This is a genomic window from Calothrix anomala FACHB-343, assembly GCF_014696435.1.
In the GTDB taxonomy this organism is placed as follows: domain Bacteria; phylum Cyanobacteriota; class Cyanobacteriia; order Cyanobacteriales; family Nostocaceae; genus Aulosira; species Aulosira anomala_A.
In genome coordinates this window covers 1-20,545 of record NZ_JACJQG010000103.1, presented here as the reverse complement: position 1 = coordinate 20,545, position 20,545 = coordinate 1, and the positions used below count along the sequence as shown (strand labels likewise).

Genomic DNA, 20,545 nt, shown 5'->3' with positions numbered 1-20,545 from the left:
ATTTCTCTTAAAAAAGATAGATAACCAGTTCTATCTAAAGATAGGAAATCTCTGTGAATTGTATCGCTAGCATTAGATTAAAAGAATCTGACAAATAAGGTACAAATCTTTTATGAACTCAGAAATTCCTGAAGATAATCGCCAAGAAGAAGGCAAATACGATCCTCAAGATAACCCCGGAACCCAAACAACTGTACCCACTACAAAAGAGGGTGATACACCTCTCGATGAAAGATATCGGATGACTGGTCAAGAATCAGGTACAGATGTACGTCAAGGTGCCGATCCAGAAGCAGCAGGCGGTACTGTAACAACACCTGGTCTTCCTAATCAAGGAACAGAGTCTCGTTAAAAATTCTGGTGTTTAATCTCTACTTAGGGACAATATTTCCAGCTTAAAATTTCTGGCAATAATTTTAAGCTGGTCTGTTTTCTTTGGCACAATTTCCCTTTTAAAAAAACAATGCAACAAATTGTAGGGGCATGGCAATGCTATGCCCTCTTATATATAGCGATTTTTTATGAGGCTGCATAGAATTCGATCCCCCCTAATACCGCTTCACTTTAAAAATGATACACATAGGCAAGCAGAGGGGCAGAGGAAGCAGAGGGGCAGAGGAAGTGATTTGTATCAGTAATTTCGTGAATTGGTATAACCCCCCTTCAAAAGGGGGAAAAGAATCAAAGTCCCCCTTAGAAAGGGGGATTTAGGGGGATCTAGATAATTGCTAGGGGTAGGTTAAGTGAGATAGTTGTGAACTCACCACACTTATTTATGTAACAAAAATGCCAACATATACTAATCCAGTCTACAAAGGTTATTTTGCCGATCCGTTTGTGTGGCGATACGAGGGCGTATATTATGCCATCGGTACTGGTGCAGCAGAAGCAGCAGGAATGGTAGACGAAATCCCAGCCAAAAATAAAAGCTGTGTCTTTCCTCTGTTACGTTCTTTCGACTTTGTAAATTGGGATTTTGCAGGTAACGCACTCATCCGTCCGGATGCAACTCTGGGTGATAATTATTGGGCCCCAGAAGTTGCTGAGTGCGATCGCCAATTTTATCTCTACTATTCTGTAGGACATGAAGATAAAAATCATCAGTTACGTGTAGCTACCAGCGAGACTCCATTAGGGCCTTATCAAGATATTGGCGAGTCACTCATAGATCCCAAATCCTGCGCTTTCGCCATCGATCCGCACCCCTTCCAAGATGATGACGGACAGTGGTATTTGTTTTACGCCCGTGACTTTCTCGATACCACCGATGGCGTGCGTGTAGGTACAGCTTTGTGTGTAGATAAACTCCAAACCATGACTAAATTGGCTGGTGAGGAGAAAGTTGTATTACGGGCGCGTTCCGACTGGCAAAGGTTTTTAGCCAATCGTTTAATGTACGGTGAAATCTATGATTGGCATACCTTAGAAGGCCCCTGCGTGCGTCAGCATGAAGGTAAATATTACTGCTTTTATAGTGGTGGACGTTGGGAAACTGAAAACTATGGCGTAGATTATGGCGTGGCTGAAAACGTCATGGGGCCTTACTCTGATGTCGGTAACGAAACCGGGCCGAGGGTACTAAAGTCGGTTCCTAATTTTGTCAGAGGGCCGGGACATAATTCGATTGTTATAGGGCCAGATGGACGCACAGAATATATTGTCTACCACGCTTGGACAGAAACTATGGAGATGCGGCAAATCTGTTTAGATCGGCTGGTTTGGTCAGCATCAGGCCCCATTTGTCAAGGCCCTACTTGGACACCGCAGACTATCAACAATGCTTGAATTTCATGGCATCAGCCATAACAATGAAACAGCATCCTCATCCTAGTACTTGGGCTGCATTTACTTTAATTGGCGAAGCTTTTTGAGCTTAAAAACTATTTTCCCTCGCGCCCAACTGTTTTAAAACTGCTTTTTGCCCTTCGCTTAAACCAGTGACTCCAGCAATGTTCATGCCTTCATAAAGGCGATCGGGTCGGAGAATCTGCAAACAATTACCTGTTTCAATGTTCCAAAAGCGAATGGTTTCATCGTAGCTGGCACTGACTAGGGTATAGCCGCCATCTATTGTTAAATTGGGGAGAAACTTCACAGCAGAGATCACATTTGTGTGACATTCTAAAGTTAACAGAGGCTGCTTTTTCTCCACATCCCAAAGCCGAATCAAACGATCGCTGTTTGCTGCAAGCAGTCGCCCATCAGGGCTAAAGCTGACAGACATGACTACGCCAAATCCTTCCCAGGTGGCAACACAATCACCAGAATGGACATCCCAGAGTTTCACCGTTCCATCATGGCTACCGCTAGCTAGTAGATGCCCTTGGGGATGAAAGTCCAGAGTCCAAACGCGGGCGGTATGTCCCTGTAATTCTTGTAAGAGAGTGCCTGACAAACTATCCCAAAACCGCACGATACCATCTTCAGAACTACTGGCTAACCAATGTTCCTGGGGATGGAAAGCGATCGCAAAAACATATCCCCCATGTTCTAGATCGATGGTACGCATCGCTTGTCCTGTCTCTATCGACCAAAAGCGAATGGTATTGTCATATCCACAACTAATTAACCAGGGTTTAGTCGGGTGAAATGCGACCCCAACCACCCAGCTTGTATGTCCTTTGAAGGTTTGTAAGCAGCGTCCCTGTTGCATATCCCAGAGTTTGACGTATCCATCGTAGCTCGCACTGGCCGCCCAGGGCTGCTGCGGATGATAGTCAGTAGCGACAATGCGCGTTAAATGCCCTGACATGATTTGGCTGCACTTCCCTGTAGCCAGCGACCACAGCCGGATACGGCCATCATCTCCACTACTCACCATCTGGCTAAAGCTGGGATCGAAGGCAATTGCCCACAAGCCTTGCATTTCTCCCTGAAAGGTTTTCCAGCACTGTCCAGAGTCTACTTGCCAAAATTTTACCTGAGCGGAGCCGCTACTGCTGATCAGGATTTGACCATCGGCACTAAATGCTAGTCCCCAAACTCCCATCCGATGTCCCTGCAAAATTCGGATTTGGCGATCGCATTCAATATCCCACAGGCGAATGGTTTGGTCTTGACAGGCGAAGGCGAGAATTTGACCATTGGGACTAAATGCTATCCCATTCATCTGCACTGTATCAATGGTCAAGGTGCGAAGACATTCACCGGTTTCCACATCCCATACCTTGACTCCGCTATCGGCGCAGACACTGGCTAGGTAGGTTCCCTGGGGATTAAACCGAATCGCCCATAATGATTGAGAATGGTCATCTAATGTGCTTACGCATTCTCCTGTCGGGATCTGCCAAAATTTGACAGTGCGATCGCTACTGGCACTAGCTAGCAAATTACGGTGGGGATGAAAGGCTAAATCTCGGATTGCACCTGCACGATCGCTCAACAAAATTGGATCGTTTTCTGTGTTGATATTTCGCAGTTGGATGGTGCCGTTTTCATGGCCACTGGCCAGCCATTGTCCATCTGGACTCAGTGCTATTTGCCAGATAGGACTATTGGTTTGCCAAGTCTTGAGACATTGCTTTGTTGCTAGATCCCACTGTTTGATAGTTTGATCGAAACTACTTGTAAATATTGTTTGCCCATCCTTGGCAAAAGTCACGCCAAAACTCCAATTTTGATGGGCACTCCAAGAATATAGCCATTGTCCTGTTGCCATCTGGTAGAAGAATAAGGTGCCATTCAGCCCCATCATCACCAGAATTTCACCATTGGGGCTGAGTACCATGTTATTGATGTCGGTCACGGAATCAGCAAAGACACAGCTGGAAAAGTTGGCGTTGGCAAAGTTGACCTGTTGCAGGGGGGTATCGCGTAAATCAGCTTGGCGAATTGTTAAACAAGAAAAGTCAGTTGCTGTGAGATCGGCTTTGAGGTGACTCAATAAATTGATCAGATTTCCTGCGCCATAGCTTGGTTGGGTGGAGTGGCGCAAGGAGTGGAATTGTTGCTGTAAATGTTGAATCAGTGTGGTTTGACTGCCAAACCGATCCACTAAGCGATCGCACAATCGCTCAACAATTAATCGTCTTTGAGTTTCGCGGATATAATCTTTGGCGGTTGCTTTTAATAATGCATGGGTGGTAAGAAAATCCAATGCAGACTGACTCAATTCGCTTTGAGATAAATCAAGGATTTGTTCAGTCATGTATTCCATGACCACAGGCTGTTGAGTAAAGCGAGTTCCCTGTTGTTCCAGCAAACATCGAAAGCTGAGTGCTTCTAGAGTTTCCAGCAATTTTCCTTTGGCAACTGCGGGGATGATATCGGCTTGTAGCTCGGCGATGCTTGTCCATTCGCGGTTAATCGCCAGCCAATACATAACATTTTTTTCTAATATCGATAACCTGTGGAATTGTTGATCTAATAAACGTCGAATGCCGTTAAAAATTAATGTATCTTCTTGCAAGAAATCACCAATACTGCCATCAAACAATTCTGTAATTGAGGTAGCGATAATCTTGAGTGCTAAGGGACTATTACCATAGCGATCGCCTAACTCTTGCTTTTGTTTCTCGGTGCCTACCAATCCCTTAGCCTGTAAAATCGCCTGGGCTGCTTCTTTGTCACCGTCGAGGCGTAGCGATCGCACGGCCATATCCATTCCTTCCAAGGTAGCTGCGATCGCGGGTTTTTCCCGACTGGTTAGCACTACACAACTTTGGTGTTCTACTTCTCCCACCAAGCGTAGTAACTCGCCATATTCGGCAAATTCCGGCTGAAATTGTCCAACTTGTTGGCTATCTAGCAGAGTTTCTAAGTTATCGAGAATTACTAAACAGCGAGATTGCTTTAAACAATTGAGCAGTTTTCTCAATTCTGGTTTTGTTTGCTGTTGATTGGAGACAAAAGGTACGACATCGGTTAACAAACTTTCTAAACTGGGGGCGTTACGTAGCGATCGCCAAATTACAAACTCAAATTTAGTCTCCAGTTGTTGCGCCAATTTCACAGATAATGCTGTCTTACCAATCCCGCCTAAACCCAAAAGAACAACTAAACGACAGTGTTCTTCTTCCACTATCTGCCTTAAGCGCTCCAACTCTAAATGGCGACCGTAAAAGGCTGAGACGTTAATTGCTTCGCCCCAGTCGGTTTGAGTAGACGGCACAATCACAGGCGGTTTAACTTTGCCATTATCTGTGGGTAAGAGGTTCCTTGGCTCCTCCCCTGCTGCTTCTAAGCGCTCCAAACACAAACGAATATTTTTCTTACCAACAGATTGACCCAAAGCTTGGGAAAGCAATTCCCACAAGTGAGGACTGACTGTACGACTGAGATAAGCTGCAGAATAGCGCGTTACTGCCGCAATTTCCTCGTATGTTTTTCCCAGAATTGTCCCTTCTATGACAGCAATCTCTACGGGAGTTAGTTGTTTGCCAGTTTTCCTAAAAACACTGTCCTTAGCGATTTTCAGGGCTTTTTGCAATTCCATACGAGTTAAAGTCAGTCAGCAAATTAGGCATTAAAGATCGCTACCCTCTAAGTGCGGGGATTGTCAAAACTCTAGAAAAATATGCTGTTGGAGATATTTGCTAACAGCGATCGCCTAGGGTTTTGGAGGCATTTACCGCTAGTTTGAGGTTGATATTTAGGAATTTATCATAAAAACTTACGAAGTTTTACTATTGACTATTAGCCACAAATCTGCATTTATTCTATCTATCTCTGAATGCTGGGTAAGGTGAGGATCACCAATCTAGAGTTGTTTAGCTGCAACCCTTGTATAACAGGCTTTTCTGGTTCTATCAGTAAGTAAATACGAACTTTATCTTAATTTCATCAATTTTTCACATTCAAGAAGACGAATTTTATCTATCGACTCAATCAGTCAAACTAGCGAAACTATAAACAACAAGCGGTGAACAAACACCTCCACAAATTATTCATAGGACTTACGCACCGAACAAAAAAACCCTCACCAGGGTGGTCAAAAGTCAAAAGTCAATGGTCAAAATTCAAGTTTTTGGACTATGGACTATTGACCATTGACAAAAAGCATGAAAAATATCTGACACTGCGTAAGTCCTAATTCAATCAAAAGGAAACGAACTATGGACACTTTTCAAGTCAATTTACAATCCACATCCATCATTGATCTCAAATCAGTTTGCCGCTACTTCGAGCCTTATCAATACAGACATCAAACAGAAGCAATTAACTGGTTACAAACTCAATTGTCCTATCCCATTTTTCGTGAGTTTACCCAACGTTGGGAAAATGAAGTGGTTTCTCCCGATCCAGTGCTGCGGCTCAATAACTATGGTGCAGCCGTATTTGAGCTACAACAAATGCTGAATAAAACCGGAGCTAACCTAGTAACTGATGGTCAGTTTGGTGCCAAAACCCAAGCGGCGGTGATGCAATTCCAACGCAAACATCGGTTAACGGCGGATGGTATTGTTGGTAATCTCACCTGGGCAAAACTGAGAGAAATTGTTGATCCCCGCTATTTGTGGCAAATGTTCGACGCCTACAATCCCATCGACAACCCCCAGCAAATCCCCGCCTTAGATTGGCTACAAAACCGGATTTCGACCACGACTTTAACCGAATTCTCTCGCCGTTGGCGCAAAGCTTAAAAAGTAGAAAACCATGCGACACAATTGGTTAACTTGGAAATTCTATTGCTTTTCAGGGCTGCTGAGTGTTTGCATAGCAGGCGGCACTATACTTCCGCCTGCAACCTATGCTCAAGACTTTGACAATAGTCCAGAACGAGTTTCGACTAATATAACTTTGACTCAAGATGTCATTGATAAAGTAATCGCGATCAATGAGTTCTCGCTGAATGTCAAAATGACACCGCAAGAGCGTCAGGAGTTTGGCAGCATCATAGCACGTTACTGGAACGCTTATGGCGGTAAGCTACAGCAAACTGTCAGCCAGTTGCTACCAGCCTATGATCAACTCATGCAAATGCCCGAAAAAACCCGCAAACTAGCGCGGCGAGCCAATACCCTGACCTTTCTTCTCGGGTTGGAACAGAATGCACAAGCGAAGGACGAAGTTAGCATTCTGATGTTGCGGGCTTATCGTCGGGTACATCCTCCTCTGTTGGCGGAAGTTCCGTTTGTTAGTGCTGAAGTTGCTGATGCCTTTATTGATGCCTACGTCTTTATTAACGAAGTCAAAAGTGGACGAAAAGCACCTACCATGAGCAAAGCCGCCCTCACTAAAACTCGTTTGGGAATTGCTGCTGATTTCGCTCGGATGTCAGAGGCAAATCGGAACCAGTTTGTGGAACAGATGCAGCGAGCAACCAACCTGATGCTGAACTGGGACAAAATGGAGTCTTGGGAACAACTGCTAACAAGAGCTGAGGTAGGTGCGCCCCTTTCCCCACAGGAACAGCAAATGGTTCAGCAGATCCAGCACCAATTAAACGGGCATTCTATGCAGATGATGGCGAATGAACTGAAGTTTATAGCCCAGAACCAACAAACAATTATGGGTAGCGCTCCCTATTGGAATCCTTCTAGCCAAGCGTGGGAACAAAAAGGTGGGATTGTCACCGAATATCGCTAACCGTTAGAGCCAGATTAAAGAGAAATTGAGGACTTACGCAGTCTCAGATATTTTTCATGCTTTTTGTCAATGGTCAATAGTCCATAGTCCAAAAACCTGAATTTTGACCATTGACTTTTGACTTTTGACCACCCTTGTGAGGGTTTTTGTGTTCGGTGCGTAAGTCCTAAAATGAGCTACACGCTTCAGGGCATGGCAGTGCCAGTGCCCCATCAACTGGCAATCTGCTGTAAAAGTAATTGCTGACAAATATATTCACTATCTATTTACTTGCAAAGGAGAACTCTCATGGTTAATGAAATTGTCAAAGCAGTAGCAGATATAACTTTAAGACGAGGTGCGACGGGAAATGGTGTGAAGGCACTACAAAGCTTACTCAATTATCGGGGTGCAGGACTGACTGTAGATGGTGTTTTTGGTGCCAACACGGAAACACGAGTTCTTGAGTTTCAACGAGCAGTTGAACTGCTAGCGGATGGGATTGTCGGGACTAAAACCTGGAGTGCAATTCGCGATGGTATGGCTCAAGCTCGCGTTCCTGGTAATGCAATTAATTTGAGAGCAACGCCGGATCGCACAGCTACGATCATTCAAACTCTGCAATCCGAAGATAAGGTGAGGATTCTGGGGCGTTCTCCAGTTCTAGATGAAGATTATCGCTGGTTTCAGGTGGAAGCCAGACAAAAAACAGGCTGGGTACGTGAGGATTTAATTCGCTTATACAATCCTTTTACGATTCCCCTGCCGGTGGTGAATGGCGTGACTATTCAAATTCGCCCACGCCCTTGGTTTATGGAAATTGATCCGAAAATTGAAGCGGGAATTCGCAGTGCATTGACGTTGGGATTTCGCGATCGCATTCGCTATATGTTCCAATCTTTGGATTTCGATGGCACAGGGCCAAAGGGAATCATGTTGGTTTACCTTTTGGGTAGCCAAGTTTGCGGAACTTCTGGCTGTACCTTGCTGGTATTGCAATCAACGGTAAACGGCTATCGCCTCATGTCGCGGATTCCCACAGTCCAACAACCTGTAATCATTAGCAATCAAAATATCAACGGCTATCCCGATCTGATTGTCTACACAGCTGGCGGTGGACTGACACCTGCTTATCGTCGTCTGCGCTTCAATGGTTCCAGTTATCCCACCAGTCCCACCTTAGAGCCTGCACTACCTACTGGAACAAAGCTCACTGCTGGTGTAGTACTAGCAAGTCGCATTACACCTGACTTGGCTGCACCGTTAGTAGCAGTTTGAGCCAAGAAAGGCAGGGGGCAGGAGGCAGGCTTCCTGCTCCCCTGCCTCTTTTGACCTTTTCTCTTATATCGACAAACCTAAACATCAACTAAATTATTAACTAGGAAATTATGTTTAAACTTCAAGCGCGATCGCACTTACTGCGAGCTTTTCTCCCAACTATAATTATTGCTTCTTGTGTGACGATGGCTTCTCATCCAGTCCAGGCTTACTGTCCAGGGTCTGGTCGCCCGCTAGAACAAGTAAACTCTCAAGTGAAACAACGCGCCATCCAACTGAAAAACGATCCTAATCAGTTTTTTGGCAAAAAAATGTTGGCAACCATTGGCGATCGCCGGATTACTTTGACTGCGGCTTTTGATCGCTTATCTGGACTAGAAAAGCAACAGGTTCTAAATACTTTGCAACTCAATGGTTCAAGTTACGAAGTTTATACTGCCGATGGGCGATTGGTTTCGGTTCAGGGTGATGGCTGTAATCCACAGTATCTGTTGACGGAGCGCGATCGCTATCGTTGGTATCTCAAGCGTCCACCGATTTCCGCCCCGTTGCCAATGTTACAGGATGCTTTACGCAATGCTGGACAACCGATTTGGCGCAAAGTTAACCAGAGCATTCATCCTGAAGATGAGCGTAGAGCTAGATTAAAATTCTGGGAAACCGTAGGCTATGACAACCACAAACAAGGCTGGTGGATCGCTTGGGTGCCGGAAGGGGGTTACTTTGAAGTGACGGTGCGAAATGCAGACCATGTAAATCAACTCAAGCCTTATTTAAAAAATTCATTTCCTCAGTATCGCCATGTAGTATTATCGACTGATGGCACTCCCCTTTACGATACGCAAAAAGAATTGGGCAATCCGTGGGTATACTTGCTAGGTAATACTTCTACGCCTACAGGCTGGAGCGTTAGCCCCTGCGATGCTCAAAATCCCTTTCTCTGCGTGTATCGAAACAAACCCTATGTAGGCAGCGTCACATTCCAACGTTCGGCTTATGACAGCCATCCTATTTTGCAACGCGAATTTACAAAACTTGGGTTAGTTCCCGGACTCATCACTTATAGCAACCCCAATGATAAAGCTAAGGTGCTGACAGCATTAAAAGCTGTGATTGCAGATTACTATAAAACGATAGAAAGCGATCGCGCGATCGGCTTCGGTAAAGGCTACAAGGTTCAGCTGTTACCACCAGAGGAAGTCAAGGTTGGTGGTTTACCTGGGTTGAGATATGGCTTTAAGGGTATCGATCCCTCTGGACAGGTTCGCGAGAAGTCTGTCAGCTATTTGGCATTTGATGGTAATTTGAACTTCATTATCACAGGCTACAATCAAGCGCTAGACTCTAATGAATTCAAAGACCTTGCCAACTTAGAACAGTTTGAACCCCACTTGAAGATCATTGTAGAAAATCTCCAACTAACCGATAGCGATCGCTAGTCTGCTTATTTTTTCACCTGGTATCAGTAGAGGTTGTTGAAGTCAGCCTAAGAAAGTTCTTTGATGGACTCTTCAGAAATCCCCTTGACACTCCCCCGACTGCTTAAACCTGGCTTGTCTAGCGACACGCTGCGCGTTAAGCGAAGCTATGCCGAAGGCTTTACGCTCGTTTAAGCAAAAAGTCGGGGGATTCTTAAGAGTCCATAATCGAACTCGTAATGGCGTTGTCAATGCGCCTCTACCAACTCCACTGAGGTCAAGCCCCAATGTTGCCGCTACTTTAGAAACAATATTCGCTGCTCCATTGGCATCAGCATTGATATACCAATTATTTGCAGTACGAAATAATCCGCGTTTTACGCGCTTACCTGACGACTTCCAACATACGGGTTTTTTCGGGTGTCTTCAGACCGGGGAAGCTTCACCCTTTAACACACAAGACTTGCTTGAGTGTGGCGACAACTTCAATCAAATCTGCTTGATTTGCCATTACTTGTTCTATCGGCTTGTAAGCACCAGGAATTTCATCTAATACACCTTCATCTTTACGACATTCTACACCCTTAGTTTGCTCAATTAAATCATCAAGGGTATAGACATTTTTGGCTTTATTTCTCGATAATAAACGTCCTGCACCGTGACTACAAGAACAAAAACTATGAGCATTACCTTTACCTTTAACAATGAAAGATTTTGCTCCCATTGAACCAGGAATAATCCCATAATCTTCTGTTTGAGCGCGAACTGCACCTTTACGAGTAACATATACATCTTCGCCAAAATGTACTTCTTTTTCGGCGTAATTGTGATGACAATTTACTTCTAATAAGGGTTTAGTTACTTTCCCACCTGCAAGATGTTTTTCGACAATGCGCTTAAATCGCGCCATCATCACATCACGATTAAAACGCGCATATTCTTGCGCCCATTGTAAATCATTCCAGTAAGCCTCAAATTCTGGTGTACCAGCGACAAAATGCGCTAAATCTGGATCGGGTAAGTTATTATCTGCCATCTTTGCTAATTCTTTAGCTGTATTAATATGGCATTGAGCTAAATTATTGCCAATGTTACGGGAACCAGAATGTAGCATTAACCAAACGTAGTTCTCTGTATCGAGACAAACTTCAATAAAGTGATTCCCTCCGCCGAGAGAACCCATTTGTTTCATCGCTTTAGTTTCTAGGTTTTGTACACCGCGATGCAAGTCTTTAAAATCACTCCAGTGTTGCCAATTAGTAACAGATTTCTCAACCTCTTTATTCTCGTTAAATCCAGTAGGAATTGCTGCTTCAATATCTAGGCGAATTTTCTTTAGTTTACCTTCTAGCTTTTCACCAGTAAACGGCATTTTAATAGCAGCCATACCGCAACCAATATCCACCCCCACAGCCGCCGGGATAATGGCTTCTTTTGTTGCTAATACAGAACCAACTAAAGCACCTTTACCTAAATGCACATCTGGCATTAATGCTACATGTTTAAATACAAATGGCAATGATGCTACATTCTTCGCCATCTTGGTTTCTGCTGTCCCTAAAGGGTGATTCGCCCAAGATAATACAGGTGTTGGTGCAGTAATTTCTAACTTTTCGTAAGGCATAATTTTTTCTCTATTTTCAATTTTTTGCTTGTAATGGGAAAGGTAAAACAAAATTAGATTTATTAATCACGATAAATTGTATAAATTTACATTTTTAGCTGCTGTTACTTGGCTTTACCAAACTTAGAAAAGCGGTTACAGTTTTTTGCAGCCTCATGTACCATACTACAATTGTAGTATGCATAATTTCTAGATGTCAACTCAAGGATAAAAACTATCCTCAGTCAAGAAAGAGCGATCGCTCCCCGCAAGCAAATAGCTGAGAAATATATTAAAATTTGTAAATAATATCACTGTGGTAGTAATAGCCTAATTTTATGGCGATTCCGCAAAATCTATTCTGGGAACGTTTTTTATCCCCTGTTGTCAAGTTTTTGATTGATGAAGCCGGGTTAGAACGTTACGCCCTAAGTATAGACTGGGACAAACAAAGCGCTCGCTTTCAACGTGCTGATGTTCTCATCCCCACTTACTACAGTAACCATAAATTCCGGAGTATTGAGGGCGGTTATCTCAATCCCAAGGTAGTAGTTTCCTACGATCCGATTATGCAATACCTACTGCCGCCTAACGAATATCTAGTACGTCAAGCTTTGATTGATGCAATTCAAGTAAAACCGAGGCGGATACTTGATTTAGGTTGCGGCACAGGTTCTACTACCTTAATGTTAAAACAAGCTTTCCCGCAAGCGGAGGTGATTGGCTTAGATTTATCAGCTTATATGTTGGTTCTAGCCGATAATAAAGCCACCAATGCAGGTTTAGACATAATTTGGCGACATGGTAATGCACAAAAAACAGCTTTCGGTGATGCAGCTTTTGATTTAGTCACAGCTAGTTTACTATTTCGGGAAATCCCCACGACTGTATGCCAAGCAATTGTGCAAGAATGTTTTCGGGTACTAGTTGCGGGAGGACAAGTATTACTTTTAGATGTTAATCAAAAGGCACTGCGTCAGCTAGAATGGCTCAATGATGCGATTGAAGAACCATATCTGAGAGAGTATGCTGCTTTCAATCTGGATAAAAGTATGGAGCAAGCAGGATTTGCAACCTTACCAACCCAGGATGTCTGGTGGATACATCAGATAACTAGCGGCGTTAAACCCTTGGCGAAAAAAGATGTAGCTATTCACAAACAAGTTCGTCAGTACGTATCAAAATCCACAGATAACGGTGATTTGGAGGATTTAGGTTCCCCTGTTTTTGGCATAAGAACATGAGTTTAAAGGCAGTTTTATTTGATTTTAATGGTATTATCATCAACGATGAGCGAATTCACCTCAAATTAATCGATGAGATTTTGATTGCCGAAAATCTCCAACCGCAACGAAATCATGAGCGTCAAGCGTCTCTAGGAAGAAGCGATCGCGCTTGTTTGCAAGAATTATTCGCCAATCGTGGTAGAGTCGTCAGTGAAGAATATTTAACTCAGTTACTCAACCGCAAGGCGCACAGTTATATTCTAGAACTAGAGAAATTAGAAAAATTGCCTTTGTATTCCGGTTTAGAAGACTTGATATTTCAAGTGCGATCGCGAAGCGTCTCCAAAGGAGACTCGCGCAACCTCAAAATAGGGCTAGTTAGTGGTGCAATTCGCAAAGAAATAGATTTAGTACTCGAACGCGCTAACCTCGCCGAACATTTTTCTGTAATTGTAGCTGGTGACGATATCACTACCAGTAAACCCAAACCCGATGGTTATCTGTTAGCTGTGGAACGCTTTAACCAAAAATATCCTGATTTAAATCTGCAATCACAAGAATGTCTCGCCATTGAAGATACCCCTGCAGGTATCCAAGCAGCAAAAGCCGCGCAAATGCAAGTAGTAGGTGTGGCGAATACTTACCCCTTCCATATGCTTCAGCGTTGCTGTAACTGGACTGTGGATTATCTAACAGATTTGGAACTAGAACGAGTGATAGAAGTTTTTTCTCAAAAATAGTTAAAATCAAAGACAGAGTAATGATATAATCAAAAATGGTGAGTACAAAGATTAGGGTAACCGAAATCTTGAAATAAGGGGAATTAGCTCAGTTGGTAGAGTGCTGCGATCGCACCGCAGAGGTCAGGGGTTCGAGTCTCCTATTCTCCATTTGTGTTGTCGAATAACACATTATTTGTCGTTATTAACAAATTAATGTCGCTTTTAACTAATTAGTGTCATCGGTTCACTTTAATCAACTGTTAACAGATTAATGTCGCTAAACCGTTGATTATTATACTAACCACTGAATTTGATTTTGTTCGATCGCAGCACTCCTTTCAACCCTCCCAATAATTACAGCTATTTTCAGGTAAATAGACCACACTGTAGGGGCACGGCATAGACAATCTTTTGGCACATACAATAATTTTACTGGTGCCGTGCCCCTACTACGACAGATGTGGTTCAAATAGGTGAAAACTGCTGTAATTTATAACCTTTTCAAGACTTTACAGCCTGGTTAGAGCGAGTAAATAGTCTTTATATGCTTATTTTTTCAGAACTATTCTGGCACAAATGGTTGCAGCAACCAAATCAAAAGCTTGCTAATGAAGATTTTTTCAACCCACCCCTAGCCGGAATGGTTGTTGAAACTTCTTGCCACACAAAATACTGCTGGGTTTCGTTCCAACTTTCAACCCATCCCTAGCCGGAATGGTTGTTGAAACCCCGGTCGGTGGCGTTTGGGCGGGTTTTGAACCTGAACTTTCAACCCATCCCTAGCCGGAATGGTTGTTGAAACTTTAGTTCGCTACAAAATGAATAAAGGTAATTGTTGCTTTCAACCCATCCCTAGCCGGAATGGTTGTTGAAACAGCTGCTGACAAGGTTGAAGAAAGATATAACAATGTCTTTCAACCCATCCCTAGCCGGAATGGTTGTTGAAACCTGCCGCCTAGACTCCTTGTAAATAAAGCTTTCCAGCTACAAATTTGGCATAAATTTGGCAGATCTCTGAAAAAGCTTTCTTTATTTCATATCAAAAAACTAAATCAACTGACATAGTAGTTTCTGAAGTTAAGACATGACAAGGACTTTAAGATTTTGGCAGGACTCCAGGGATTTTGCCCCCGCTTCGACATGCCAAAAAAATATTTGAGACGGTTCCCCTGACGAAGGGGGTGATTCAGTAGCCACCACTGTGGTAATCCACGCCGTTATAAAAACGGCTACAGCTAAAAGCCTGATTCCTTATTGCTGGGAGCGCACCTATCCCATCTATAGAATTTTACAGATGGCAGCATCAGGAATGGGCAGCTACCAGGGTCAGAAAGCATGACAGTCTGACAACTGCCAAACTAACCCAGATTTATCACAGTACATTGGCTCAAAAGAGCATGAACTGCGGCGCTGTTATGACAATATTATATTTTCAAGGTTCGGATTGGTGAATTAAATTAAAGCGGCTTGACGTTCTTGGTATGCAAAGACGGCTAAATCTCGTGCTTTTTCTTGTGGACTGCCTCTAATAGGTTGTGTGCCAATTTCAGTAGAAATTCCAGCTTTTGCCGCTTGTGATTGAATGTTTTCAATTAATCGACCGTAACTCCAGCGATGAATGCTTTTACGATATTCTTTGGCATATTTTTGTTGAGCTTCCTTGTAACCAGGACATTTCTTCTCTGCTCTGGATTGGATTTCGCTACTAATTTGCTCACGCATATCGCCCAGTTTTGGGAGAACTATGCTGCAAGCCTGATAGGTTTTGGCGATCGCCACAATCCCATCTGCCAATAATCTATCCACATATTGCCCTAACTCTGATTCGCCAAAATCATTGGGTGCATTCTGTTTCTGAGCTTTATGGCGTTCGTGAGATAGGCGTTGCTGTTGTTGTCGCTGGCGATTGAGAAGGCTATAGTTTTTGCCAAGTAGCTGTTTGACACTGTGATAAGCTAGAACTTCATTTTTAACAACATCTACTACCGCTACTGTCACTGGCTTTTCTAATCCAAAACTAATGCCAACTAAGATTGAGGATTGACCTTTATAAATAGGCTTGCTGGGACGAGGGAAAGGGTTGTTAATCCGATCTAGTGTTGATTGCTGTCGAGTAATAAAAGCTTGCTGTTGATCGTTGAGGTCATCTTTGTGTTTTGCCTTTGTTAAAGTTTCAGTAATTTTTGTGACTTTCTCCTCAACTACCTCTTGAGTTTTGAGGGAGTTAACAAGTGTTTTGAGGAATTCGGTAGGTATTTTGCCTTTTTCTAGCCAGGTTTCAAATTCTGGGTGTTTTCCTACCTGTGCCAATAATTCATTGATGAGTGGTGTATTTTTTTCAACCATCAGTTCCCACAGTTGGCGGAGGGTGTCTTCTTCAGCAACCAAGCGACATTGAATTGTAATAACGCTCATGGTGTCCTCAGTTTTGTGGATTCGGTAAAACTGACGAGGTTGTTAATTGTTTTTTACTTCTGCAATTATAGCGCAATGACGCAATAGCGCAATGACACAAATGTTTTTTTCCTAAGACACTATGCAAAAATAAAAGCCGCAAGCTTTGGCTTCAAATTAGGATGGCAGAAGAAACTAGAGAAGTTCGGGGGAGACTCCCTAAAGACCTAAAAATCGCTTTTGAAATAGCCTGTGCGCGTCTGGAAGTGACGCAAACTGCGGCTTTGGAGGAGGCGATTAGAGATTGGTTGCATAAAAAAGAGTCGTCAGAAAAGCAGCAATAAGAAAATTAAGGGATGTGTTTGCGATCAGTTATGTTTGCTGTCACAAACTCCTCTATTGAGCCAAGTCAGCGATTTTAATGCTGATGACTTAATAGTTCGTGAGGATTTCGGGATGAAGCTTATACTCTCTGCCATTCCCGTGATGATGTTCTCCTACAAAATCCTGAAATGATTCAAAACTTAAACTTTTGCCCATTGCCTTTCCAATTAGCGTCAGCAAATTATTTGCCCGCATATGGAAAAAAGCTTCAAAATCATCTCGGCGCAAAGTTTTTGGAGAGATAGCGTGCGATCGCAAGATTTCATCCAGTCTTCTAGGTAATGTCCCAGAATGCTCAAACTCTTCTAAATAGACTGAAGGCGCTTTACTACCAATCTTTTTGTTGGTTTTGGCACTTAAAGGTGTGCGGTTAATCAAGCAGTTATACTTTTTCGGGTCAATGCCTTGTTTGCGACACCACGCCACAGGGAAAATGTGGTGCGAATCTATCTGTTCTTCAAAATAAATCACATCATTGATTTCTTCTCCAGTACACCAATCAATTGCCCCTTCACGTCGTAGTAAAGCCGCTAAACCTTGGTAAACTGCACCATAACGTTTTCTGACGCTAATCAACCGATCAAAAGAAAAATCTGCTTGCACAATGGTGAGTGGTAGTGAACCACCTGCTAACCATTCTGGTACTTCGATAACGTCTCTCCCGGCTCGTGCCTCATTCCAACGTGTATATACTTCACCAAACATTCCACACCATAATCAGCGTTCCAGCAGAGAACGTATATGAGAAGAACGGGAACGCTCACCCAGAATAGTAAAAATGGTGCTGAGGATGACTAATTGAATCGGGTAAGCTAAATCATCTGCATCAAAGATTTTTTGACTGTGAAGAAAGCGAGCAGACTCTTCAAAACCTCTAGATATTGGATCAGCCCATTTTTGATATTCTTCTTTGGTGAGTTTGAGTACTTCAGTGCGATCGCAACCAACACCTGGTAATTTATCGATATTCCCGCCTTTTTTGATAGCTTCTACCCTCTTGGCGTAACCAGCTATCAAAGTAACGGCTTGAACGAAATCGGTGCTTCGGAGCTTACGCAATACTTTTAAGGATTGAAAGCGATTTTCGCGCTGCTTCCAGTCATCTCTCAAACTGAAGTCAGCAGTACAATAGCTAGAACTCATCAAGTCAAAGTAGTTGAGGTCACATCCAGAAGTATTTGTATCTTCAAATACTTGGCAAACCGCTTCTTTTGGTAAGGAATCACGCAGTTGGATCGCTGGAATTTGATAATGCTCGAATTTCTTGAGAACTTCCAGTTCTAAGGTGTCAATTAGTTCGAGTTTTTGAGGATCGTACTGCCAATACTTAGAAAATTTACTCCGCCATTCAGAAAAAAAGAAAACTTTGGATAGGGGGAACAATAATGCCTGATATTCCTTTTCAGGAGTAGAGCAGTCAATCAATGCACCCGTATAGGTGCGCGCAATTTTAGATTCAGGTAAGGCAATAATTGCACTATAGCGATCGCCTGAGGGATCGAGACATTTTTGGATATCCAGGTAGTACCACTTTTTGATAATTTTCTGGCTTTTTTGGTCTTTGATGATGACTGGTTGCTGAGACAGTAGCACCATAAATAAAGTTGTCAGGCGTTGCTGTCCATCGAGAATCAATAAGTTGGGCGGCTGATTTTCTGGTGTTAATACCCCATCAACAAGCCGAGGCTTGAATTGTCGCTGTTGATGACCTTGCTGAAGCATCATGACTGCACCAATGGGGTAAGCCAAAGATATGCTGGCTAGCAGACGACGCACATGGGTATCATCCCAAACCCAATCTCGTTGAAAATCTGGCAGTTGGATGCGTCCAGATTTAATGTCTTTCATGACATCGAGGAGAAAATATTTGGTGATGTCAAAGGTAGAGATTGAGTTCATTTGATGTTCTGTCATTTTTGTCATCTTGAAAGATGCGGGTGTTCATAACAGTGGGTACGTCTTTAGGTCAGCCTAAAATTCCCTTGAAGTCAAAGCAAGGGGTTTTTGGGGCAATTGGTCGTGAATCGCGATCGCTTGTGTTTATTCTTGAGGAAAGTCTGGAGGTAAAGTCACAATTCCTTTGGCAACAAGTTGTCTAAATTGGTTGATCAGGTCTGCTTGCCGTAATATGCGGGTAACATATTTAGGCCGGCGGCGAAAGTCTGTGCCCCAGTCCTTAACGGTTTTTGGGCTAGTACCTGTAACTTGGGCGATCGCATTGATGCAGGCTTTGCGATAATTGCGGCCTGGTTCCTGACTTACCCAACGGCGACAATAATCCGTCGGTTCCAAGGGCAACTGACGGAGTATATCAATTCGATGATTATTCTGATGGGAGGTTCTCCCAGTCTGCATCTTAGGTCTTGGTGAGTCAGATTAAGCTAGCAGAGACAGGGAGTATTAGGAAATGCCAGTGAGCTAACCTGTTACTCTCATCAATTCTGTGCTAGCTGAACCCAAGTTAAAAAATATCTGCTTACAGTACAAGTATTTTACTCACGAATTACGACTAAATTATTTTTGAGGATAATCAGGAGGTAAGACTATTTTTCTAATCTGGTTCAGCATATCTGCCATGCGTAGTATATGCACTACATAATTAGGTCGCCTCTCAAAGTTTTGTCCCCAATTTCCTATAGTTCTTTCACTTAGCCCGGTTGCTTCAGCTAGAGCAGCAATACAGGCTTTTCTGTATCCTCGCTCATCCGAGGACATCTCAACCCATCGTTTGCAATATTCCAAAGGCTCCAAGGGCAAGTTACTGAGCGCATCGATTCTATATTGAGTGGTCTGGGGGTTGCTGTCTATTACCTGCTTTATTCTTGACGGCACAATAACTTACGAATCGTGACTATTATAAAAATATTATGAGTCACGATTTCTGTTAATAAATACAAACTGATTGTAAAAGCAGCAAGAAGATAGCGATCGCTTTTATTGTATTTTTCTTATATAAGGGTATTCAAATGCAAAAACATGTCAAGCGATCGCGGAAAAATTCTCGATCAATCTTTCTCTCAATTAGGGGCGATCGCCTTACGGAAACGTAAAATATTTGCATAATCTTGGTAGTCGGTCAACCAAGGATGCAGATTATGAAAATTTTGCTGGTAGAGGACGATATATTACTCAGTCGAGCGCTGGTAGACTTACTAAGTGCAAATAATTACACTATCGACTTAGCCAATAACGGGCAAACTGGGTTAGATATGGCTATATCGGCTGAATATAAGTTAATTTTACTCGACTGGCAAATTCCCCAATTAGATGGGATTAGTTTATGTAAGCAACTGCGATCGCAAGGTTACAACAAGCCGATTCTGTTATTGAGTGCGAAGAATAGCAATGTTGATGTAGTCACGGGTTTAAATGCGGGAGCCGATGATTATGTAATCAAGCCTTACGATCCGGAAGGATTGCTGGCAAGAATTCGCTCTTTGTTGCGCCGTAGTGGAGCTATCCGTTCGTCAAAGTTAACTTGGGGAAATCTCTGTTTAGATCAAATCTCTGGCAAAGTTACTTATGAACAGGAGATAGTTCCCATATCGGCAATTGAATACAAGATCCTCGAATTATTTTTACAAAATCCCAATCGCATCTTTAGTCGCCAAGTCATTCTCGATCGCCTCTGGGGATTAGATGATGCACCGCTAGAAAATGTAATTACAACTCATATTAAGGATATCCGCAAAAAACTTAAAGCTTCTGGTTTAACTGCAGAAATGCTGGAAACGGTGTATGGAATTGGCTATCGGTTAAAACCAGCACCGGATGATTCTGTGGCAACTTCTGGGGTAATTGTTGATGCGCCGGAAACCAAAACACCACCCCAAAGCCCAAATTTAGCCGCAGTTAATCGGGTATTGGAAAAATTTCGTAATTCCTTTAGTAAACGGGTGGCGGTGTTAGAGGGTGTTTGAAAAGTTTTTAGGGGTCAAATTTTATGCTAGCCGCCTCACCATAATACGGATCATAGCAAGGTAGATAAAGGTTTCTGAAGTTTCGGGTAATAAC

At 43.0% G+C, this 20,545-nt stretch carries 15 protein-coding genes, 1 tRNA gene, 1 pseudogene and 1 CRISPR repeat array; of the genes and pseudogenes, 11 read left to right on the top strand and 6 right to left on the bottom strand.

The genetic code is table 11. The annotated features are described in order from the left end of the window. Positions 1-112: 112 nt before the first annotated feature. Both H6G08_RS34595 and H6G08_RS34590 read left to right on the top strand, forming a co-directional pair. Positions 113-352, top strand: a complete 240-nt coding sequence (locus tag H6G08_RS34595) for a hypothetical protein (protein ID WP_190551488.1) — start codon at positions 113-115, stop codon at positions 350-352. Between the two features lie 434 nt (positions 353-786). After that, positions 787-1,785, top strand: coding sequence for a glycoside hydrolase family 43 protein (locus tag H6G08_RS34590; protein WP_190551486.1), 999 nt, complete (start codon positions 787-789; stop codon positions 1,783-1,785). A gap of 88 nt (positions 1,786-1,873) precedes the next feature. Here the strand turns inward: H6G08_RS34590 and H6G08_RS34585 are convergent, their stop codons facing one another. After that, complete coding sequence (locus H6G08_RS34585; RefSeq protein ID WP_190551484.1) at positions 1,874-5,434, bottom strand: WD40 domain-containing protein; 3,561 nt, start codon at positions 5,432-5,434, stop codon at positions 1,874-1,876. 619 nt (positions 5,435-6,053) lie between these two features. On the opposite strand from H6G08_RS34585, the gene H6G08_RS34580 reads away from it, so the two are divergent. From H6G08_RS34580 to H6G08_RS34565, 4 genes are all read left to right on the top strand, one after another. Further along, positions 6,054-6,581 (top strand): peptidoglycan-binding domain-containing protein, encoded by a 528-nt coding sequence (locus H6G08_RS34580; protein ID WP_190551482.1) that lies wholly within the window; start codon positions 6,054-6,056, stop codon positions 6,579-6,581. A gap of 13 nt (positions 6,582-6,594) precedes the next feature. After that, positions 6,595-7,527 carry a hypothetical protein gene (locus tag H6G08_RS34575; protein ID WP_190551480.1) on the top strand — a complete coding sequence of 311 codons (933 nt, stop codon included), beginning with the start codon at positions 6,595-6,597 and terminating at the stop codon, positions 7,525-7,527. A 288-nt stretch (positions 7,528-7,815) separates the two neighbouring features. Then, positions 7,816-8,784, top strand: a complete 969-nt coding sequence (locus tag H6G08_RS34570; protein WP_190551478.1) for a COG3650 family protein — start codon at positions 7,816-7,818, stop codon at positions 8,782-8,784. 110 nt (positions 8,785-8,894) lie between these two features. Further along, positions 8,895-10,223: a hypothetical protein gene (locus tag H6G08_RS34565; protein ID WP_190551471.1), complete on the top strand. Its 1,329-nt coding sequence runs from the start codon at positions 8,895-8,897 to the stop codon at positions 10,221-10,223. A gap of 421 nt (positions 10,224-10,644) precedes the next feature. On the opposite strand, the gene H6G08_RS34560 is transcribed toward H6G08_RS34565, so the two are convergent. Next, the gene (locus H6G08_RS34560; protein ID WP_190551469.1) at positions 10,645-11,826 is read right to left on the bottom strand and encodes an RtcB family protein; all 1,182 of its coding nucleotides are present in this window, start codon (positions 11,824-11,826) and stop codon (positions 10,645-10,647) included. Between the two features lie 317 nt (positions 11,827-12,143). On the opposite strand from H6G08_RS34560, the gene H6G08_RS34555 reads away from it, so the two are divergent. The 3 genes from H6G08_RS34555 to H6G08_RS34545 all read left to right on the top strand — a co-directional run bounded on the left by H6G08_RS34555 (position 12,144) and on the right by H6G08_RS34545 (position 13,921). Continuing rightward, the gene (locus H6G08_RS34555; RefSeq protein ID WP_190551467.1) at positions 12,144-13,049 is read left to right on the top strand and encodes a class I SAM-dependent methyltransferase; all 906 of its coding nucleotides are present in this window, start codon (positions 12,144-12,146) and stop codon (positions 13,047-13,049) included. Beyond that, positions 13,046-13,771 (top strand): HAD family hydrolase, encoded by a 726-nt coding sequence (locus H6G08_RS34550; protein WP_190551465.1) that lies wholly within the window; start codon positions 13,046-13,048, stop codon positions 13,769-13,771. The genes H6G08_RS34555 and H6G08_RS34550 overlap by 4 nt, the downstream gene beginning before the upstream one ends. 77 nt (positions 13,772-13,848) lie before the next feature. Beyond that, positions 13,849-13,921 (top strand) — tRNA-Ala (locus H6G08_RS34545). Positions 13,922-14,370: 449 nt separating this feature from the next. Continuing rightward, a CRISPR array of direct repeats spans positions 14,371-14,701; the repeat unit is 37 nt; unit sequence CTTTCAACCCATCCCTAGCCGGAATGGTTGTTGAAAC. A 504-nt stretch (positions 14,702-15,205) separates the two neighbouring features. Here the strand turns inward: H6G08_RS34545 and cas12k are convergent. Beyond that, a pseudogene (gene cas12k, locus H6G08_RS34540) lies at positions 15,206-15,967 on the bottom strand (type V CRISPR-associated protein Cas12k); the annotation flags it as partial. Positions 15,968-16,329: 362 nt separating this feature from the next. On the opposite strand from cas12k, the gene H6G08_RS34535 reads away from it, so the two are divergent. Beyond that, a complete protein-coding gene (locus tag H6G08_RS34535) occupies positions 16,330-16,491 on the top strand; it encodes a hypothetical protein (protein ID WP_190551461.1) in 162 nt (53 codons plus the stop codon). Positions 16,492-16,579: 88 nt separating this feature from the next. Here the strand turns inward: H6G08_RS34535 and H6G08_RS37925 are convergent, their stop codons facing one another. The 3 genes from H6G08_RS37925 to H6G08_RS34525 all read right to left on the bottom strand — a co-directional run bounded on the left by H6G08_RS37925 (position 16,580) and on the right by H6G08_RS34525 (position 18,886). Next, positions 16,580-17,236 (bottom strand): hypothetical protein, encoded by a 657-nt coding sequence (locus H6G08_RS37925; protein WP_242046402.1) that lies wholly within the window; start codon positions 17,234-17,236, stop codon positions 16,580-16,582. 12 nt (positions 17,237-17,248) lie between these two features. Beyond that, complete coding sequence (locus tag H6G08_RS37920) at positions 17,249-18,430, bottom strand: GmrSD restriction endonuclease domain-containing protein (protein ID WP_242046401.1); 1,182 nt, start codon at positions 18,428-18,430, stop codon at positions 17,249-17,251. 141 nt (positions 18,431-18,571) lie between these two features. Then, complete coding sequence (locus H6G08_RS34525) at positions 18,572-18,886, bottom strand: hypothetical protein (RefSeq protein WP_190551459.1); 315 nt, start codon at positions 18,884-18,886, stop codon at positions 18,572-18,574. Positions 18,887-19,626: 740 nt separating this feature from the next. On the opposite strand from H6G08_RS34525, the gene H6G08_RS34520 reads away from it, so the two are divergent. Then, positions 19,627-20,451, top strand: a complete 825-nt coding sequence (locus H6G08_RS34520; RefSeq protein ID WP_190551457.1) for a response regulator transcription factor — start codon at positions 19,627-19,629, stop codon at positions 20,449-20,451. The last annotated feature ends 94 nt before the right edge of the window (positions 20,452-20,545 follow it).

Bases quoted from the DNA above. Each gene is read 5' to 3' on its own strand.
- H6G08_RS34595 (WP_190551488.1), top strand. From the start codon at position 113: ATGAACTCAGAAATTCCTGAAGATAATCGCCAAGAAGAAGGCAAATAC.
- H6G08_RS34590 (WP_190551486.1), top strand. From the start codon at position 787: ATGCCAACATATACTAATCCAGTCTACAAAGGTTATTTTGCCGATCCG.
- H6G08_RS34585 (WP_190551484.1), bottom strand. From the start codon at position 5,434: ATGGAATTGCAAAAAGCCCTGAAAATCGCTAAGGACAGTGTTTTTAGG.
- H6G08_RS34580 (WP_190551482.1), top strand. From the start codon at position 6,054: ATGGACACTTTTCAAGTCAATTTACAATCCACATCCATCATTGATCTC.
- H6G08_RS34575 (WP_190551480.1), top strand. From the start codon at position 6,595: ATGCGACACAATTGGTTAACTTGGAAATTCTATTGCTTTTCAGGGCTG.
- H6G08_RS34570 (WP_190551478.1), top strand. From the start codon at position 7,816: ATGGTTAATGAAATTGTCAAAGCAGTAGCAGATATAACTTTAAGACGA.
- H6G08_RS34565 (WP_190551471.1), top strand. From the start codon at position 8,895: ATGTTTAAACTTCAAGCGCGATCGCACTTACTGCGAGCTTTTCTCCCA.
- H6G08_RS34560 (WP_190551469.1), bottom strand. From the start codon at position 11,826: ATGCCTTACGAAAAGTTAGAAATTACTGCACCAACACCTGTATTATCT.
- H6G08_RS34555 (WP_190551467.1), top strand. From the start codon at position 12,144: ATGGCGATTCCGCAAAATCTATTCTGGGAACGTTTTTTATCCCCTGTT.
- H6G08_RS34550 (WP_190551465.1), top strand. From the start codon at position 13,046: ATGAGTTTAAAGGCAGTTTTATTTGATTTTAATGGTATTATCATCAAC.
- H6G08_RS34535 (WP_190551461.1), top strand. From the start codon at position 16,330: ATGGCAGAAGAAACTAGAGAAGTTCGGGGGAGACTCCCTAAAGACCTA.
- H6G08_RS37925 (WP_242046402.1), bottom strand. From the start codon at position 17,236: ATGTTTGGTGAAGTATATACACGTTGGAATGAGGCACGAGCCGGGAGA.
- H6G08_RS37920 (WP_242046401.1), bottom strand. From the start codon at position 18,430: ATGAACTCAATCTCTACCTTTGACATCACCAAATATTTTCTCCTCGAT.
- H6G08_RS34525 (WP_190551459.1), bottom strand. From the start codon at position 18,886: ATGCAGACTGGGAGAACCTCCCATCAGAATAATCATCGAATTGATATA.
- H6G08_RS34520 (WP_190551457.1), top strand. From the start codon at position 19,627: ATGAAAATTTTGCTGGTAGAGGACGATATATTACTCAGTCGAGCGCTG.